This window comes from Phormidium tenue FACHB-1052 (genome assembly GCF_014696675.1).
Taxonomy (GTDB): Bacteria; Cyanobacteriota; Cyanobacteriia; order Phormidesmidales; family Phormidesmidaceae; genus Nodosilinea; species Nodosilinea tenuis_A.
Map to the genome: position 1 here is coordinate 130,610 of NZ_JACJQN010000008.1, position 17,133 is coordinate 147,742.

The 17,133-nt window shown below is 57.5% G+C and carries 14 protein-coding genes; 5 read left to right on the forward strand and 9 right to left on the reverse strand.

From position 1 onward, the window contains the following. Positions 1 to 89: 89 nt before the first annotated feature. The gene (locus H6G07_RS12820) at positions 90 to 719 is read left to right on the forward strand and encodes a cupredoxin domain-containing protein (RefSeq protein ID WP_073608513.1); all 630 of its coding nucleotides are present in this window, start codon (positions 90 to 92) and stop codon (positions 717 to 719) included. Positions 720 to 779: 60 nt separating this feature from the next. Here the strand turns inward: H6G07_RS12820 and H6G07_RS12825 are convergent, their stop codons facing one another. Together H6G07_RS12825 and gyrB are read right to left on the reverse strand one after the other, a co-directional pair. Beyond that, entirely contained in the window at positions 780 to 1,838 is a 1,059-nt protein-coding gene (locus H6G07_RS12825) for an oxidoreductase (protein WP_199312061.1), read from the reverse strand. A gap of 188 nt (positions 1,839 to 2,026) precedes the next feature. Next, complete coding sequence (gyrB, locus tag H6G07_RS12830; RefSeq protein WP_073608511.1) at positions 2,027 to 3,967, reverse strand: DNA topoisomerase (ATP-hydrolyzing) subunit B; 1,941 nt, start codon at positions 3,965 to 3,967, stop codon at positions 2,027 to 2,029. 125 nt (positions 3,968 to 4,092) lie between these two features. Here gyrB and miaA point away from each other — a divergent pair, with 125 nt between their 5' ends. Further along, entirely contained in the window at positions 4,093 to 5,073 is a 981-nt protein-coding gene (miaA, locus tag H6G07_RS12835; RefSeq protein WP_084173130.1) for a tRNA (adenosine(37)-N6)-dimethylallyltransferase MiaA, read from the forward strand. Positions 5,074 to 5,255: 182 nt separating this feature from the next. On the opposite strand, the gene ccmO is transcribed toward miaA, so the two are convergent. The 6 genes from ccmO to H6G07_RS12865 all read right to left on the reverse strand — a co-directional run bounded on the left by ccmO (position 5,256) and on the right by H6G07_RS12865 (position 10,058). After that, complete coding sequence (gene ccmO / locus H6G07_RS12840) at positions 5,256 to 6,131, reverse strand: beta-carboxysome assembly protein CcmO (RefSeq protein ID WP_073608510.1); 876 nt, start codon at positions 6,129 to 6,131, stop codon at positions 5,256 to 5,258. A 36-nt stretch (positions 6,132 to 6,167) separates the two neighbouring features. Beyond that, positions 6,168 to 6,851: a beta-carboxysome scaffolding protein CcmN gene (gene ccmN, locus H6G07_RS12845; RefSeq protein WP_139297032.1), complete on the reverse strand. Its 684-nt coding sequence runs from the start codon at positions 6,849 to 6,851 to the stop codon at positions 6,168 to 6,170. A 24-nt stretch (positions 6,852 to 6,875) separates the two neighbouring features. Continuing rightward, positions 6,876 to 8,837, reverse strand: coding sequence for a RuBisCO small subunit-like domain-containing protein (locus H6G07_RS12850; protein ID WP_073608508.1), 1,962 nt, complete (start codon positions 8,835 to 8,837; stop codon positions 6,876 to 6,878). 127 nt (positions 8,838 to 8,964) lie between these two features. Next, on the reverse strand, positions 8,965 to 9,267 hold the full coding sequence (gene ccmL / locus H6G07_RS12855) for a beta-carboxysome shell vertex protein CcmL (RefSeq protein WP_073608507.1): 303 nt from the start codon (positions 9,265 to 9,267) through the stop codon (positions 8,965 to 8,967). A 6-nt stretch (positions 9,268 to 9,273) separates the two neighbouring features. Then, complete coding sequence (locus H6G07_RS12860; protein WP_017296879.1) at positions 9,274 to 9,612, reverse strand: carbon dioxide-concentrating mechanism protein CcmK; 339 nt, start codon at positions 9,610 to 9,612, stop codon at positions 9,274 to 9,276. Positions 9,613 to 9,749: 137 nt separating this feature from the next. After that, positions 9,750 to 10,058 carry a carbon dioxide-concentrating mechanism protein CcmK gene (locus H6G07_RS12865; protein ID WP_073608506.1) on the reverse strand — a complete coding sequence of 103 codons (309 nt, stop codon included), beginning with the start codon at positions 10,056 to 10,058 and terminating at the stop codon, positions 9,750 to 9,752. 851 nt (positions 10,059 to 10,909) lie between these two features. On the opposite strand from H6G07_RS12865, the gene H6G07_RS12870 reads away from it, so the two are divergent. From H6G07_RS12870 to cupB, 3 genes are read left to right on the forward strand one after another with little or no spacing between them, the layout of a single operon-like run. Beyond that, positions 10,910 to 12,745, forward strand: coding sequence for an NAD(P)H-quinone oxidoreductase subunit F (locus H6G07_RS12870; RefSeq protein ID WP_073608505.1), 1,836 nt, complete (start codon positions 10,910 to 10,912; stop codon positions 12,743 to 12,745). Between the two features lie 9 nt (positions 12,746 to 12,754). Next, on the forward strand, positions 12,755 to 14,380 hold the full coding sequence (locus tag H6G07_RS12875) for an NADH-quinone oxidoreductase subunit M (RefSeq protein WP_073608504.1): 1,626 nt from the start codon (positions 12,755 to 12,757) through the stop codon (positions 14,378 to 14,380). Further along, the gene (gene cupB / locus H6G07_RS12880) at positions 14,377 to 15,513 is read left to right on the forward strand and encodes a CO2 hydration protein CupB (protein WP_073608503.1); all 1,137 of its coding nucleotides are present in this window, start codon (positions 14,377 to 14,379) and stop codon (positions 15,511 to 15,513) included. The genes H6G07_RS12875 and cupB overlap by 4 nt, the downstream gene beginning before the upstream one ends. A 78-nt stretch (positions 15,514 to 15,591) precedes the next feature. Here cupB and H6G07_RS12885 read toward each other — a convergent pair whose 3' ends face one another. After that, entirely contained in the window at positions 15,592 to 17,013 is a 1,422-nt protein-coding gene (locus H6G07_RS12885) for an MFS transporter (RefSeq protein WP_073608502.1), read from the reverse strand. Between the last annotated feature and the right edge of the window lie 120 nt (positions 17,014 to 17,133).

Here is a 17,133-nt window from a genome sequence, read left to right on the forward strand (position 1 = left end):
AAGTTCAAAATTCAAAATTTTGCCTTCTTAATTTTGAACTTTGAATTCACCATCTCCCCTCACTCCCCACATTCCCCAAGAGATTCCCCATGAAAACCAAACACCTTCCCCTCACCACGCTTGCCAGCCTCACCCTTGCCCTCACCCTCGCCAGCGGCACCCCGGCCCAAATGAGCCACGATGACTTGACCCCTACCTCGACCGGCCAGTTCCAGCGCATTGAACAACCGCTGTGGTCGAGAGTCGCCGTTACTGGGGCAGGGTTGGGGCTGATTGGCCTCGAACTCTGGTGGTTCTTAATCAGTAAGCCCAAGTCTCGCAAGGCCACCACCACGGGCGGTAAGCAAGAAATTACCGTCACCGTTGATGGCGGCTACGAGCCTAGCCACATCGTGGTGCAGGCTGGACAGCCGGTGCGGCTCAACTTCTATCGCAAGGACCCCAGCAGTTGTTTAGAAGAGGTGCGCTTCCCGGACTTTCGCATTGCCCAGGCGCTGCCGGTGAACCAGACCACGGCGATCGCGTTCACCCCCACCCAGCCTGGTCGCTACGAGTTTACCTGCGGCATGAATATGTTTCGTGGCACTGTCGAGGTGGTGGCCGAGGACGGAGGCGTAGTTCTCCCTAGAGCGACAGCCACAGCCGGATCTGCCGATCATCACAACAATATGGGCGACGGCACCAGTGGGCAACACCAGTTCTTGCTGGCCAGACTTTAAGGCTAGACAGGTCTACCAACTGACTTTGTCGAGCTGCCTGTTTTGCACCGCTGGCAGGAGCTATAGCGATCGCGCCAGCAGGGGAAGCGTGCAGTTTTGTGCGTTACTTTGCATCGCCAGTTCGATGATGCGGATGGTGTCCCGCGCCTCTTCGGGCTTAACCTCTAGCTCGGCGCGTCCGGCGATCGCCTCGGCAATGTTTTGATAATAGGCCTGATAGCTACCTGCCAGCGTCTCTACCTGCCCTTCGACGTGCAGCCCGTTAATTTGCGTGTTGAGCGTGCCCCAGCGCTCCCTAGGTTCTTCGCCCCAGCCGGGATCTGTTGGGGTGAGGCCGAGCTTTAGCGCCTCCTCCTGCGGGTCCATGCCGTATTTAATGAAGGAGCCTGCGGTGCCGTGCAAAATGAAGTGGGGTTCCGGCCCGCGCACCAGCATTCCTCCTTTGAGAATCACTTTTAGCCCGTCGTAGTGCAGGGTCAGATCGAAATTGTCGACGGCCTGGGCAAAATCTCGCTGGGTTCTGAGGTCAGCCGTCACCCGTTGCGGCAGGCCAAATAAGACCTGCGCCTGATCGATCAGGTGAGAGCCCAGATCGAAGAGGATGCCGCTGCCCTCGCCTGCTGCTTCTCGCCAGGCGTTGGGTCGAGGAAAATTTCTGAAGCGATCGTAATGGGCCTCGTATTCGACCAGGCGGCCCAGGAGATTGTTGCTCAATAGCTGCTTGACCGTTTGAAAGTCGCCGTCCCACCGACGGTTGTGGTGAACGCTGACCAGCCGGTTTTGCTGGCGCGCTAGCTCAATTAACTGCTGGGCCTGGGCTGACGACGTGGTGAATGGTTTCTCGACCACGACGTGCTTATTGGCGAGCAGAGCCTGGCTGGCCAAGTCGAAATGGGAGCGGTTGGGAGTCGCAATCACGACCAGATCAATCGATTCGTCCTGCAAGAGGGCGGCGGTGTCTGGCAAGACCTCGACTGACGGGTAGCGATCGAGTGAGGGGTCTCGGTGGCGCGCCACAACTTTCTTTAGGCTCAGCTGCGGCACCGACTGGATAACCGGCACATGGAAGGTACGAGCCGCCATGCCATAGCCAATCAACCCGACGCAGATTTCATTCATCATCTAGCCACCAGCAAGGTAGGTTGAGTGAACCGCAGTAGAATCCAACACCCCCAACCCAAACCTTCGTCCCTTACTCACGACCCATTTTTTGATCAAACTCAACTGCTTTTGCAGCGCCCCAAATCGGGCATGCATGGGTCAAGAAAGCTGTGCGATCGCAAGCATCCTGCTTCTGACTGTTTACCCTAAATATCGAGGTCTTCCAGCTTCATGCGGGGGCCGTAGGTCTCAATGAACTCGCGACGGGGAGCGACGCGATCGCCCATCAAAATCGTAAAGATGCGATCGGCCTCGGCGGCATCCTCGATCTCCACCCGCTTCATGGTGCGGGTAGTAGGATCCATGGTGGTTTCCCACAGCTGTTGGGGCATCATTTCCCCCAGACCCTTAAACCGCTGCACCGTGTAGTTGGCGTTGGCCGGAAACTCGTTGGTGATGAGGTTCTGCAGCTCGCGCTCGTTGTAGCAGTACCAGTGGTTGCGACCCCGTTCCACCTTGTAAAGGGGAGGGCAGGCGATGTAAATGTAACCCTGATCGACCAGGTCGCGCTGGTAGCGGTAAAAGAACGTCAGCAGCAGGGTGCGAATGTGGGCTCCATCCACATCGGCGTCGGTCATTAGACAAATGCGGTGGTAGCGCAGCTGCGATGGGTCAAACTCCTCGCCGCGAATGCCCATGCCCAGGGCGGTAATCAGCGCCTGGATTTCAGTGTTTTTGTAGATCTTAGAGTCTTCGGTTTTCTCAATGTTGAGAATTTTGCCCCGCAGTGGCAGAATGGCCTGGAAGCGGCGATCGCGCCCCTGCTTGGCACTGCCACCGGCTGAGTCGCCTTCCACAATAAAGATTTCCGACTCGCTGGGGTCACGGCTGCTGCAATCGGCCAGCTTGCCGGGCAGAGTAGACGACTCTAGCACTGACTTACGGCGCACCAGTTCTCGCGCTCGGCGGGCGGCCTCGGCGGCGTTAAAAGCCTGAATGGCCTTCTCTAAAATGGCGTCGGCCACGTTGGGGTGAAAGTCGAGATACTCAGTTAGGGCTTCACCTACCAGAGAATCAACAATGCCCCGCACCTCAGTGTTGCCCAGCTTAGTTTTGGTCTGACCCTCAAATTCGGGGTCGGGTACCTTTACCGAAATAATGGCCGTCAGCCCCTCACGGATGTTTTCCCCCGCCAGGTTTGAGTCGGCATCTTTGCGCTTGTTGCGCTTGCGGCTAAAGTTGTTGAGGGTGCGGGTCAGCACCGCTTTAAGCCCTTCCAAGTGAGTGCCGCCGTCGATGGTGCGAATGTTGTTGGCAAAGCCCAGCAGGTTGTCAGAATAGGCGTCGATACACCACTGGAGCGCTGCCTCGACCTGCACTCCGTCACGCTCGGAGGAGATGTGAATGATCTCGTCGTGGATGGGCTGCTTGTCGTTGTTGATGTACTTGACGTACTCGATGATGCCGCCCGCATAGTGGTAGGTCGAAACCTTGGGCTTGTCTGACTTGATCACATCCAGACGGTAGTCGGTGAAGATGACCTGAATGCCCGCATTCAGGTAGGCCAGCTCACGCAGTCGCCCGCACAGGGTGTCGTAGTCAAACTCAGTGCCGTTGTGAAAGATCTCGGTGTCGGGCAAGAAGGTAACCGAGGTGCCCTGGCGCTTTTCGGCAATTTTCTCCGCTTTCAGCTCGCCGATAGGCACACCGCGCTCAAAGCGCTGCTTGTGCACCTTACCCTCGCGCCACACGGTGACTTCTACCCACTCCGACAGGGCGTTGACTACGGAGATGCCCACCCCGTGGAGGCCCCCAGACACCTTGTAGCCGCCGCCGCCAAACTTGCCCCCAGCGTGGAGCACGGTCATCACGGTTTCGAGGGCCGACCTGCCGGTGCGGGGGTGAATGTCGGTGGGAATACCGCGCCCGTTGTCGGTGACAGAGACTGAGCCGTCGGCATTGAGGGAAATGTCGATGCGATCGCAATGACCTGCCAGCGCTTCGTCTACGGAGTTATCAACAACCTCGTACACTAGGTGGTGAAGTCCACGGGGGCCAGTGCTGCCGATATACATGCCCGGGCGTTTACGAACAGGCTCAAGCCCCTCTAGAACCTGAATCTGATCGGCACCGTAGTCGGTTGTCATACTGTACGCTCCAAAAATGGGCTCTAAGCCACCTGAATGCTCGCCAGGTCAAAACACCTAGAAATTATAGCACAAAGCAGCCACAGCGGGCTCTAAGGCAACGTCAGCTCAAGAATGAACCAGGGATGCAATCACCAAAATTTTCCCAGCTAGAATCACCGTTTCTAAGAACGGCAGGCAATAGTTCAAGTGTACCCTTTCTGTGGGTGATTGGTGGAGCCACGGCCACGGGCAAGTCGTCTCTGGCGATCGCCCTCGCCCAACGCCTTCAGGGGTGCATTCTCAGTGCCGATTCCCGTCAAGTATATCGAGAGTTTGATATTGGGACGGCAAAACCTTCGGCATTTGAGCGACAGCAAATTCCCCACTATTTAATAGATATCTGCGACCCCACTGAAACCCTTACCCTAGCCCAGTACCAGCGCCAAGCCCAGCATCTAATTCACACCGTTCACCAGACAAGTGCTGTGCCCATGCTGGTGGGTGGTACAGGGCTCTACATAGATGCGGTGGTGAAAGGATTACGGATTCCGCCCGTGGCTCCCCAGCCCTCCCTGCGCAGACAGTTGGAGGCTCTGGGGCAGCCCCACTGCTATGCTCTACTCAAAAGCCTGGATACGGCGGCGGCCCAACGCATTCACCCCAATGATCCGGTACGTACGGTGCGTGCCCTAGAGGTGTTCTACGTTACTGGCCAGCCCATGTCGGCTCTCCAGGGAGAAGCACCTCCGGCGTATCCGGTGCTCTACCTGGCCCTTGACTGTGATGCCCTCGCTTTAGAACGCCGCATTGCTCAGCGTACGCAAGCGATGATTGAGGCGGGATTTGTGGATGAGGTGACACATCTGCTGGAAAAATACGGCCCGGAGCTGCCCCTGCTGCAAACCCTGGGCTATGGCGAAATGCTGCGCTACGTGCAGGGGGATGTTTCTCTAGCGATCGCCCAGGCCGACATCGTGCAGCACACCCGCCAGTTCGCCAAACGGCAGCGCACCTGGTTTCGCAACCGCGCAGCAGCGCAGTGGTTTGATGCCGATGCCAAAGATCTAGTAGAGCAAGTTTGGGATTGGTTCAAAGAGCGTAGAGACGCAGCAAACGTCCATTGAGTGAGGACAGATTTGACGTAGGGACATTGCACTGCAAGGTTCCTACCAAAGGATTCCGTCTGTCGGAGGGTTCTGACTAAGTTAACTGCTGCAATATGCAAGCAGCACGACTGAAGTAAGCTAACTGCCACCGCTTAACCATAGGCATCGGCTTTCCTCAGATCTCTGCTCTGCCTAACTTTCTAAAGCTCTTCGTCGGCTAGCTCTTGCTCGTCTACAGTCAGTTCTAGGGCAATCGGGGTAGCCTCTTCCGCCGCCGCTTCGATCAGCACCGGCTCGGCTTCGGTCTCCTCTTGTTTGACTTCCAGGTTGAGGGGAATGCGCAGGGGTTCGGGCTGCTTCTGCTCCTGCTCCATTTCCATAACAGGCAGCGATTCAACCAGGTCATCGAGGGGGCGGGGAATGACCATGACCGCGTGGAGTTCACCGATGCGCTCGGCTTCATGCATGCCGGCTTCGATCGCGATCGCCACATTGGGCAGCGACCCCCGAATCAAAATGGTGCAAAGGCCTTCGCCAATCGTCTCGTGGGACATTAGCTGCACATCGGCTGACTTGGTCATCGCATCAGCGGCTCCCACCATGGCCGGGAAGCCACGGGTCTCCAGCAGGCCAATAGCCTGACTGCTCATTCTACCGCCGCTATCGCGCCGCAACTCGTCCCAGCGGGCGCAGATCGGTAGCACCGCTTCCAGGTTGGGCAACGGGCGTGGAATCAGCGTTGACGAGACAAACTGACCAAAATCTTGAGCGGTTTTAATCCCAGCCTCCACCGCCATGCGCACGTCGGAAATGCCCCCGCGCACGATCGCAGTGCAGTGCCCACCACCCGTTTTCTCGTAGCCCACCAGCAGCACGTCGGCGGCCTTCAGCATGGCATCAGCCGTACCCACCACCGCCGGAAAGCTCTCCGTCGACACCATACCCAAAGCAGCACCGCGATACTTGTCGCGCCGCTGGGCTTCTTTTTGACCGGGCGCAGGGGTGGCCAGGGTCAACCGCTTGGGCGTGCCAGACTTGAGGTCAAGGGGCGAGGCTAGTTTGCCGTCGGGTTGCATAGGATGCCTCTACACAGGGGTGTCTGCCTCTCCATTCTAGGGCCTGTCCTCTGAGCTAGCGCCATTGAGTGAATGACGCTGGGGAAATAGCGTGGCTAGTAAGCGGTTGACCTGGGTTTTGCCGTAGACGGAGGATCCGTTTTGCTCAGCAGCATTTTGCCCAGCAGTATTTTGCTCAATACCGTTTTGAGGATTACCGTTCTGGGCAAAACCGTTGGGGATGCTGCCATTTTGGGCCGCTCCAACAGCGGTGTGCCCCGATCCGTTGCCGGGATTTCCCGTAATTCCCAAGCTGTCGGTAGTCCCGTAAATGGGGTTACTGCTACTAGGAGTAGACCCATTAGATGCAGGCTCCTGGGCAGAAGATGGCTGCGTTGGATCGCCCAGCAAAGACCCCGGTGCGATCGCCTGGGAGGCTCCTAACTTGGGGTTAATAATGGTGCTGTTGGCACCAATACAAGTGTGCTGACCAATGGAACCATGGCCTACCACCAGCACCCCGCTGCCCAAGCTTGCCCCTAGCTCAATCACCAGGTCGCCGTGGCTGGCCTGCACTACTACATCAGCCCCCAAACAGACACCCGCAGAGATCACCAGACGGCAACCGGGGGCAGCTCCTAGCAACACCCCAGGTGCGATCGCCACTCCAGGTGCTAAATCTACATCTCCCTGGATGTAGCCATTGGTAGGCTGAGCGATCGCCTGGGCGGGTACTGCCACGGTCAAAGGTTGCGTGAGAGGTCTCTAGGGTCGCTGAATAGTGGCTTCATGCACTCGCTTTTTCACCTTTGGATCGATGCCCACCAGGCGCACATAGTGACCCGAGTGGTTTCGCAGCTGCGACTCTAGGGCGTTGAGGATATCCGAGGCCCGACTGCCCTCTAAAATACCAGCGTTTTGCCAGGCACCGCTGCGGTAGCGACGCACATCGGCATGCTCAAGGCTGAGGCGATAGCCCTGGTTGAATAGCTGCTGCACCTGCTGCACGACCTCCTGAGGAAGACCTCCCATGGGAGCCGCCCCATTGCTGGTCGGAGCGCTAGAGGGCGAGTAGGAGGGCGACGGGGCAACTGGTGCCGACTTAGAACCTGGGCGCTGCACGGTGACTGCCGCCGCTCGCCGCTTCGCTTTGGGGTCAATGCCAAATACCCGCACGTACTCGTTGGGGTGCTCATCTATACAAGCATTGATAGCGCCTAGGACGTCGCCCTCACGATTGCTGGTAATGGTTCGACAAGACTGCCACACGTTGCTGCTGTAGCGGCGCGCATCGGCATGCTCAGCCCCAACGTGGTACCCCTGGCTGAGCCACTGGCGCACCTGTTGAGCTACGTCACCGCCGACCTGAGACGAACCGCCGCTCGGGCTAGGGGCTGAGGTGTAGGAGCTGCTAGGAGAACCGCCCGATCGCGAACTAGTCGCCACAGATTTGCCGTCGGGGCGCTGAATGGTGATAGGAGCCACGCGGCACTTCGCTTTGGGGTCGATGCCAAACAGGCGCACGTATTCACCTGAGTGCTCGGCTAGGCAGCGCTCGAGGGCACCAAAGACCTCACCCTCGCGGGACGACTGAATGGGGGAGCAGGTCTGCCAGACGTTGCTGCTGTAACGGCGAGAATCAGCATGCTCGGTACCAATCCGGTAGCCCTGACTGAGGTACTGACGCACCTGTTGCACCACTTCTGGCGACAGGGGGCCGGTGGCCGTAGCTGGGGCCGGACGCTGGCCACCATTGCTAGAAGGGCTGGAATAACTAGCATGGGAAGTCGCTGAGCCGCTGTTGGCGACAGCTTTGCCGTCGGCTCTCTGAATAGTGATGGGGGCGACCCGCTGCTTTGCCCTCGGATCGATCCCGAACATGCGCACGTACTCACCCGAGTGCTGAGACAGACAGGCTTCGATCGCAGCTAGCACCTCAGGCTCCCGCTGGGACTGAACTGGGCTACAGGTCTGCCACACGCCACTGCGATAGCGGCGAGAGTCGGCGTGCTCGGTGCCAATGGTGAAGCCCTGGGCCAGGTACTGACGAACCTGCTGGACAACGTCGGGGGGTAGCAGTTGAGAATTCATAGTGCCTAATCCATCGCGTTCGTTTGAGTGTGCTGTGGTATCTAGAGACGCTGTGCTAGCTGACCCACCCAAGGGGGGCGCATGGCCGGGCGTTCCTGCAAGTTCCCTAATTAGGGCAATATCAATGGGGCCAACGTCACGGAGGGCATCGGCCTGATGCTGCTGGGTAATCACTGACCCCGAGGGAATCAGCTTGCCGGGCGGCACATCCACGTCCTGCACCAGGGCGTGCATCATCACGACGCACCCGGCTCCCAATCGAGCATTAAAAAGAGTTGAGCGAAAGCCAATAAAGCAGTCGGCACCAATATAGACCGGACTCTGCACCAGCACTTTGTGGGTGAGGATAGCGCGATCGCCCACCCAGACTGCCCAGGGGCTGCGATCGTCTCCCAGCACCTGGCCCTGGGCACGACCATATACCGTAGCTCCCTCCTGCAGGGTGCTAGCAGCACCGAGCCGCACGGCAGCTCCAGGCTCGGCCCGAACCACCGAGCCAGCAGCCAAAACTGCTCCAGGCTCGACTAGAACCTGACCCTGCACCTGGGCTAACCCATGCACCCGAGCCGACGACCCAGATGACTGCTGCAAACCCCATGCCTGAGTCGGAGATGCCGCTGGTGTGCGGATCGCCATTGCCGTACGTCCTCCCAAAAAACCCCGATTAACTAGCCGCTCAACCACAGACATGAGCTAATTATGGGGAGAGTGTAGTTTCTGCCTGCGCTAGCTGAACTGGATCGCCCAGCATAAAGAAACCCAGCTAGCTAAAATCATCGCGCTTGTTGTAGAGATTGCCGCTGTCGAGACTCACCGTATCGACAATGGCAACCACCGCCGCATCCACAGGACGATTTTCGTAGCCGCGCTGCTGGCGGGCCCCGCTGCCCTGGGTAATCAACACCCATTCACCGGGGCCAGCCCCTACCACATCGGCGGCCACCGTATAGTCAGGCAGCAAGTCGCCGGTTTCGCTAATGAGCTGCACCAGTAGAAACTTTGTGCCGCTCAAGCTAGGCTCCTTGCAGGTGCTAACTACCGTGCCACGAACCTTAGCCAAGAGCATAGTGACTTATCTGCCGTAGGGGCGGATGCCGCTGACGCTCTCTCTAAACTGCTCAACCGCTTCGGTGTAGCGAATGGGTAGAACAAACTCCAGGTTTTCGTGGGGACGAGCGATGATGTGGGTAGACAGCACCTGGCCGCCATTGACCCGCTTCACGTTCTCAATACCGGCTGCCACGGAAGCCTGAACTTCAGACACGTCGCCGCGAATGATCACGGTAACGCGACCGCTGCCGATCTTCTCATAGCCCACCAGGGTGACCCGGGCCGCTTTCACCATCGCGTCGGCAGCTTCCACCACAGCGGGGAAGCCCAACGTCTCGACCATACCAACTGCAATTGCCATGCTTTTATACGCCTTCTTTCAGAGAATACAGGAGCTCAAACGAGTGCTGAATTAGCCTTGCCCAGGCCAGGCCCACCAGCCCAGCAGACCCTTAAACCTTAGAACGAATAGGTCTCAAAAAACCGCACGTCTAAGACCTAGCTGCGAAACTGCTCTACCGCCTCGGTGTAGCGAATGGGCAGAACGAACTCCAGGTTTTCGTGGGGACGAGCAATGATGTGGGTTGACAGAACTTCGCCACCATTGACTCGCTTCACGTTTTCAACACCAGCTGCTACCGAGGCTTGCACCTCAGACACGTCGCCCCGCACAATTACGGTGACGCGGCCACTACCAATTTTTTCGTAGCCCACCAGGGTAACTCGGGCCGCTTTTACCATCGCGTCAGCGGCTTCCACCACAGCCGGAAAACCCAGCGTTTCAATCATTCCCACAGCAATCGGCATAGTCAAAATCTCCTTATAAATTTAGACAACCCTGGTTTACCTAGCACACTTTTCCGCTGTTCAGGCGCAAAAAAACGTCCCAAAAGATGACAAGCCGGGAATCACCGTTGGGGAAGCAAAAACTTCAGATTGCCCAAAAATTCTTGATGACAGATTAAGCATAGGTGTCCGTAGTCACTTTTGCAATATAAGCCCCAATGATTGTTGCTAATGTTGAATATTATTAAAGCTGATGACATAAAGGTTTTTTTCTCGCAACCAATCCACAGGTTGGCAATAGTGTCTGCTCACCTGTGGATTGGGCTTGAGACTCTGCCGAATCGGTGGGCGGTAGAAAGCGTAGTCGTTTTAGCGCTCGCCTAGCTGGGGCAGGCCGCCCAAATCTCCAAATTCATTGATCCTCAGTGCGAATGCCCTGGATTGGGTTGTGATTTCTAATCGATCGCTTCAGGAGTCTTTGATCGGTTAACCCTCTAAACTCGCGGCTCTTGAGCTGATCCCCCTCAGGGAATCAGGTAGAATAGCAAAACGCTTTGAGATAGAGGCAAAGAAGCCCAAAATTTTGCCCTGCCAGCTTTGGAAGGGGTCGTACTCAGCCCGGCGGATTCTCGGATGGGTTGGGGCGGATGGGTTGACTATCGGTTTTAGGTCTGATGCCGCAGGCTGCGCTTTGATTGGGGTTAGCTGTTGGCAGACTGCTGCGGTTAATAGGTCACTAACTAGCGACACGGGGGTGCGATCGCCTCGCCCACTCGTTCTGGGGCTGCTGAATCCAGGCAGCCTTGGCCTTTTATCTGTTGAACCATCGCCGTTGGAGATAAGCATTTAAGGTGTTGTCAGAGAACGTCGGGATGACCCAATTTTTTGTTGAGACCAGCTGGCTGCTGCCGATATATGGCCTGATTGGGGCGCTGCTGTCGTTGCCCTGGTCAACGGGGTTGATTCGCCGCACCGGCCCTCGACCATCGGCCTACCTCAACATTGTGATGACTTTGGTGTCCTTTGTTCACGGGCTCCTGGCGTTTCGCGGCATTTGGAATCAGGGTCCACAGGAACTGCTGTTTTCCTGGTTCGACTTTGCCGATCTACACCTCACGCTAGCCCTTGATATCTCGGTGCTCAACCTGGGTGCCCTGGAGCTGATTACAGGCCTCAGCCTGCTGGCCCAAGTCTTCGCCTTAGGCTACTTAGAGAAAGACTGGGCCCTAGCCCGCTTCTATTCCCTGATGGGAGTCTTTGAATCTGCCATGAGCGGACTGGTGTTGAGCGGCTCGTTGTTTGTCTCCTACTCGCTGCTGGAGATGCTGACGCTGTCGACCTACCTGCTGGTGGGTTTTTGGTATGCCCAGCCGCTAGTGGTGACCGCCGCCCGCGACGCCTTCTTGACTAAGCGCATTGGTGATGTGCTGCTGTTGATGGGAGTGGTTTCCCTCGCCTGTCTGGCGGGCAGCCTTGACTTCAACGATCTGTACGAGTGGGTCAAGGTAGAGAATCTATCCCCCGCTATGGCCACTCTCCTAGGGCTGGCACTGATCGCCGGGCCGATTGGTAAGTGCGCGCAGTTTCCGCTCCACCTGTGGCTCGATGAAGCGATGGAAGGGCCAAACCCCGCCTCGATTTTGCGGAACTCGGTTGTGGTGACCTGCGGTGCCTACATCTTGATTCGCCTACAGCCGATTGTGGTACTGTCGCCGGTAGCCCTGGGCACGCTGGTGGCGATCGGCACGGTGACGGCCCTGGGCGGGTCTCTAGTTGCCTTGGCCCAGGTCGACCTGAAGCGCACGTTCTCTTACTCTACGAGCGCCTACCTGGGGCTGGTGTTTATTGCCGTCGGCACGACTTGGCCGGGGGTGGCGCTGCTGCTGCTGCTGACCCACGCTGTAGCCAAGGCGCTGCTCTTTATGGCGGTGGGGTCAATTATTATGACCACCAACTGCCAAAACATGACTGAGCTGGGCGGTCTGGGGAAAAAAATGCCGGCGACTAGCCTGGCTTTTGTGACCGGCGCTCTGGGAATGGTTGGTGTGGTACCCCTGGGCTGCTTCTGGGGGCTGCGGATGGGAGCCGATTTTCTCAGCCGTGACTATCCGCTGCTGACGCTGGTGTTTCTGCTGGTCAACGGGCTCACGGCATTAAATCTGACGCGGGTGTTTCGTCTGGTGTTTTTGGGGACACCTCAGCCTAAAACCCGCCGCGCTCCAGAGGTGCCGTGGCAGATGGCGGTACCGATGGTTACCCTCTCGATTATTACGCTGCTGCTGCCGCTGATCATGGGCAAGCTGCTGGTGCTGCCCCCTTGGCAATACATCAACTTGCCGATCGCGGTACTGACCCTGGCATCGGGCTGGATAGGAGTAGCGGTAGGGGCGACGGTGCCGCTGTCGAAATCGCTGGCGCGATCGCTCAACCGATCCCTGCGTATTGCCCAAGATCTGCTAGCCTACGATTTTTACACCGAACGCCTCTACGAAAAAACCGTGGTGGCGGCGGTGTCTACCCTGGCCCGGTTTAGCAGCTGGTTTGACCAATATGTGGTGGACGGTCTGGTAAACGGGGTGGGTCTGGCCTCGCTGTTTGGCGGCGAGGGGCTTAAATACAGTGCCTCGGGCCAGTCGCAGCTCTATCTACTGACCATCTTTGCCGGGGTAGGGCTGATCGGAATTTTCATGACCTGGACGCTTTGGTAACGGTTGGCGATGCTGAGTGCACTGATTTTAATTCCGCTGGTGGCGGCCCTGGTGTTGATCCTGTGGCCCGGCAAACTAGAGGCGCAAACCGCTAAAGTCGTGAGCGGCATTGGTTTGGCCCTCACCCTGGCTTTGATCGGCTTTTTGGCCAGCCGCTTTGAGCTAGCAACTCCGGGATTTCAGTTTGAGGAACTGCTGCCCTGGGTCGAGCCCCTGGGGCTGAGCTATCGCCTTGGCCTCGATGGGCTGTCTCTACCGTTGCTGGCAGTAAATAGCCTGCTGAGCCTGGTGGCGATCTACATCAGCGAACCTACCCTGCATCGCACTCGGCTCTACTACGTGCTGCTGCTCGTAATTAACAGCGCTGTGGCGGGGGCGTTTTTGGCGGCTAACCTGCTGCTGTTTTTTATCTTTTACGAGTTAGAGCTAATTCCGCTGTACCTGCTGATTGCCATCTGGGGCGGATCGCGACGAGGCTACGCCGCCACTAAATTTTTGATCTATACCGCCCTATCGGGGGTGCTGATCTTGGGAGCCTTTTTGGGCCTAGTGTGGCTGTCGGGCAATACTAGCTTTGACTACGACAGCGGTCTGGCCACGGCCCTGCCCCTGGCCCAGCAGGTTTCTTTGCTGGTGGCGCTGTTGATCGGCTTTGGCATCAAGGTACCGCTGTTTCCGTTCCACACCTGGCTGCCCGATGCCCACGTGGAAGCGTCAACGCCGGTGTCGGTGCTGCTGGCTGGGGTGCTGCTGAAGCTGGGCACCTACGGCGTCGTGCGCTTTGGTATGGGCCTGCTGCCCGACGCCTGGATGGCTCTGGCCCCCTGGATGGCGACCTGGGCTGTGATCAGCGTGCTCTATGGATCGCTGGCGGCGATCGCTCAAACCGACATGAAAAAAATGGTGGCCTACAGCTCCATTGGCCACATGGGCTACGTGTTGTTGGCGGCAGCGGCTTCCACCCCGGTGAGCATTGTGGCGACGGTGTTTCAGATGATTAGCCACGGGCTGATCTCGGCGCTGCTGTTTTTGCTCGTGGGAGTGGTGTACAAGGCCACGGGCACCCGCGACATGACGGTGCTACGCGGTCTGCTCAACCCCGAGCGGGGTCTGCCCTTTGTTGGGTCGATGATGATCCTAGGGGTGATGGCCAGTGCCGGCATTCCCGGTATGGTGGGCTTTATTTCCGAGTTTCTGGTGTTTCGAGGCAGCTTTTTGATCTTTCCAGTGCAGACGCTGCTGTGCATGGTGGGTTCGGGCCTGACGGCGGTGTACTTTTTGCTGCTGGTGAACCGGGTTTTCTTTGGCCGACTGGCGATCGCGCCCCCCACCATTGCACCTCAGCTCGATATTGATCTGCCCTCGGTGACTTGGCGCGATCGCGCCCCAGCCCTGGGTTTAGCCATGCTGATTATCGCCTTTGGGCTTCAGCCCAACTGGCTGGCCCGCTGGAGCGAGCACACCACCCTGGTATTGCACCAGCCCTACCAAGGGTTTGTGCAGGCCAGAACTCGGTTTGCCCCCACAGCCCTACCCGCTGTAGCCGATACCCGGTTAGTTAACCCGACTCCAGCTTTGCCAATTTCCGCTTCTCCTGTCTTTGCCGACCCCAGTGCTGAGATCTCCCTGCCATGACCAAAACCCTGTCTCTGGCCAAATCTAATCTCCATCCCCTAGAGCCCTTTATCCAAAAGCTACTAGGGGCTGAGGCATTGCTGCCCGACTCCGAGAGCAACGTGATCGAAGTGGTGGGCATTCTCAAGAGCTATGGGGTGGTGCTCGATGCCTACTCCAAGAACCTGATCTATATTGCCGATCATCAGTTCTTGGTGTTGTTTCCGTTCTTCAAGTACTTCAACGGTAAGGTGACGCTGCCTCAGCTACTGCGCCACTGGTGGCACGATCGCATCAACTTTGAGTACGCCGAATACTGCATGAAAACCATGCTTTGGCACGGCGGCGGCAAAATGGACGAATACCTCGATAGCGACGACTTTTTGCAGCACTGTCAGGCCGCCGTTGCCGCCAAGACCAAAACCAACCTACCTATTCGGGCGTTAAATGGTCTATTTCCTGACTTTCTGCCTGAGCAAGTCCGTCAGCTCGCTTACTACAGCGCCCTAGGTCAGTTTTGGCGGGTGATGAGCGATCTGTTTATCGACCTGTCCGACGCCTACGATGCGGGCAAGGTGCAGACCATTCCTGAGGTGGTGGCTTTTGTCAAAGCGGGATTGGTGGCAGCGGCGGCGAATCCCATCTCCTATGCCGTCGAGATCAACGGAACTAGTTACGAGCTGCTGCCCAAGTCTGCTGGGCTAACGTTTTTGATGGATGTGGCGGTTCCCTACGTAGAGGCAGTGTTCTTTCGCGGCACGCCGTTTTTAGGTACAGTTTCCTACAACGCTCAAGCTAACCAAATTTCCGCCGATCAGGGTCGCTTTGAGTATGGTGCTCTCTATGCCGACCCCCTACCCATTGGCGGGGCGGGCATTCCCCCCACACTGCTCATGCAGGATATGCGCCACTACCTGCCTGACTATCTGACGGCGTTTTACCAGTCCAGTGGTCGTGGCCTCGACGATGTGCGAGTTAAGATTTGCCAGAGCTTTCAAAAGTCAATGTTTTGTGTGACCAGCGCCTCGCTGCAAGGGCTGCTTCCTCACCCCGCCGATACCCAAGATCCCCGCGAGCGAGCTGCCAACCACGCCTTCCTAGCCGGATGGATGGATCGTTTAGCCACTTCCCGGCTTGATGTTGTGCAGCTGTAAAAGATGCTAATCAAGTCTGTAGTAGTAGCTACAACCTGCAATCTGAGCCATTAGCTTAGTAGCGTTAGCTTAAGCCGTTCAACCATTTGAGTCGTGCGTATCATGCGGCTCCTGGTTGCGATCGCGCTCAGCCAGCTTTAGCAGCATTTCTTGGTGCATCTGGCGAGTAATAGGGTAAAAGCGGGTTAACAACATTGACATGGCCAACAGCACCATGGGTACTGGGCCAATAAAAATGCGAATGGCCAGTAAGGCCGAGTCAGACTGCTGAGCCGCCTCACTAACAAACCCCGAAGACTGTAGCGCCAGGCCCACCAAAAGCAGCCCCAGAGCCAGGCCCACTTTTTGTAGCAGCGTCATAAAGGCGTAGAAAATTCCTTCTCGCCGCTGGCCGGTTTTGATCTCATCTAGCTCAATCACATCGGGCAGCATGGCCCAGGGCACCACATAGGCAGTGGCTACTCCAAAGCTAATCACAATGCACAGCAGGTAGAGTGCCGCCACCTGCCCCGGCTGCACAAAGAACAGGGCAATCTGGGCAATAATCCAGGTGCCAATGCCGATATAAAACACCTCCTGCTTACCCAGGCGACGGCTGAGGTAGTTAACCACCCCCATCATCACGATGGCGGTGCCCTGCACCAGCAGCGCCGCCAAAAAGTAAGAGTCAAGCCCCATCCAAAAGGTGGCGTAAAAGGGAATGATGCTGGCGGTCATCTGTAGGGCTAGCCAGGCAAACAGGTAGATGCCCACCACAAACACAAAGGCCCGGTTGGAAAAGACCACCTTGATCTGCTGGAGAAAGGGCAGCGCCGCTTCGTCAGTTTCGGCGGGCTGGAGGGCGTTGCGCTGCACGGCGCAGGGGTAAGTGCCCCACACGCACCACAGCAGCGGCAGCACCGACAGCACTGCGCAGATGCCGCCCAGGACTAAATACTGCTGGCGCTGGTCAGCAATTACCTGGGTAATGACTAGACCAAGGCCGAGGGCGGCGATCGCCCCAAACAACGACGATCCCAACCGAAAGGCCGTCAGCTCAGTGCGTTCGTCGTAGTCCTTGGTGAGTTCGGCGGTGAGGGTGGTGTAGGGCAGGTTCACTACTGTATAGAACACCTGAAACAGCAGCGACATCACCACGTAGTACCAAAACCGAGCGGTGTCCCCCCAGTCCGGCACCACCCAGGTGAGAAAGAAGGTTACCCCAAAGGGAATCGCCCCCAGCACAATCCAGGGATAGCGGCGGCCCCAGCGGGTGCGGGTTTTGTCGCTCAGATAGCCAATAAACGGGTCGTTGAACGCATCCCAAATGCGCCCGATCGCCAGCACCGACCCCGCCGCCACTGGGCTCAGGCCCGCCGCCGTCGTCAAAAAGATCAAAAATGAAAACGACAGCAGATTGGCCGTCATCCCTGGCCCGATGTCTCCAGCCCCAAACGCCAGCTTGCCCCAAAGGGAAAACTTGGCAGGGGCAGCGGCGGGAAAAGGCGGGTTAGAAGCCATAGATTACCTGCTTAGTGAATCCACACTCGATCGATGACAAGGCAACCGCTCGGGAACGACAACTCAAACGGCGTCCTCAGTGTATTATTTCCCCATCGCACAATGCTTTACACCGAAGCC

What these genes read in the sequence shown, in the direction of transcription:
- H6G07_RS12820 (WP_073608513.1), top strand. Translation starts at nt 90, where the DNA reads ATGAAAACCAAACACCTTCCCCTCACCACGCTTGCCAGCCTCACCCTT.
- H6G07_RS12825 (WP_199312061.1), bottom strand. Translation starts at nt 1,838, where the DNA reads ATGAATGAAATCTGCGTCGGGTTGATTGGCTATGGCATGGCGGCTCGT.
- gyrB (WP_073608511.1), bottom strand. Translation starts at nt 3,967, where the DNA reads ATGACAACCGACTACGGTGCCGATCAGATTCAGGTTCTAGAGGGGCTT.
- miaA (WP_084173130.1), top strand. Translation starts at nt 4,093, where the DNA reads ATGCAATCACCAAAATTTTCCCAGCTAGAATCACCGTTTCTAAGAACG.
- ccmO (WP_073608510.1), bottom strand. Translation starts at nt 6,131, where the DNA reads ATGCAACCCGACGGCAAACTAGCCTCGCCCCTTGACCTCAAGTCTGGC.
- H6G07_RS12850 (WP_073608508.1), bottom strand. Translation starts at nt 8,837, where the DNA reads ATGGCGATCCGCACACCAGCGGCATCTCCGACTCAGGCATGGGGTTTG.
- ccmL (WP_073608507.1), bottom strand. Translation starts at nt 9,267, where the DNA reads ATGCTCTTGGCTAAGGTTCGTGGCACGGTAGTTAGCACCTGCAAGGAG.
- H6G07_RS12860 (WP_017296879.1), bottom strand. Translation starts at nt 9,612, where the DNA reads ATGGCAATTGCAGTTGGTATGGTCGAGACGTTGGGCTTCCCCGCTGTG.
- H6G07_RS12865 (WP_073608506.1), bottom strand. Translation starts at nt 10,058, where the DNA reads ATGCCGATTGCTGTGGGAATGATTGAAACGCTGGGTTTTCCGGCTGTG.
- H6G07_RS12870 (WP_073608505.1), top strand. Translation starts at nt 10,910, where the DNA reads ATGACCCAATTTTTTGTTGAGACCAGCTGGCTGCTGCCGATATATGGC.
- H6G07_RS12875 (WP_073608504.1), top strand. Translation starts at nt 12,755, where the DNA reads ATGCTGAGTGCACTGATTTTAATTCCGCTGGTGGCGGCCCTGGTGTTG.
- cupB (WP_073608503.1), top strand. Translation starts at nt 14,377, where the DNA reads ATGACCAAAACCCTGTCTCTGGCCAAATCTAATCTCCATCCCCTAGAG.
- H6G07_RS12885 (WP_073608502.1), bottom strand. Translation starts at nt 17,013, where the DNA reads ATGGCTTCTAACCCGCCTTTTCCCGCCGCTGCCCCTGCCAAGTTTTCC.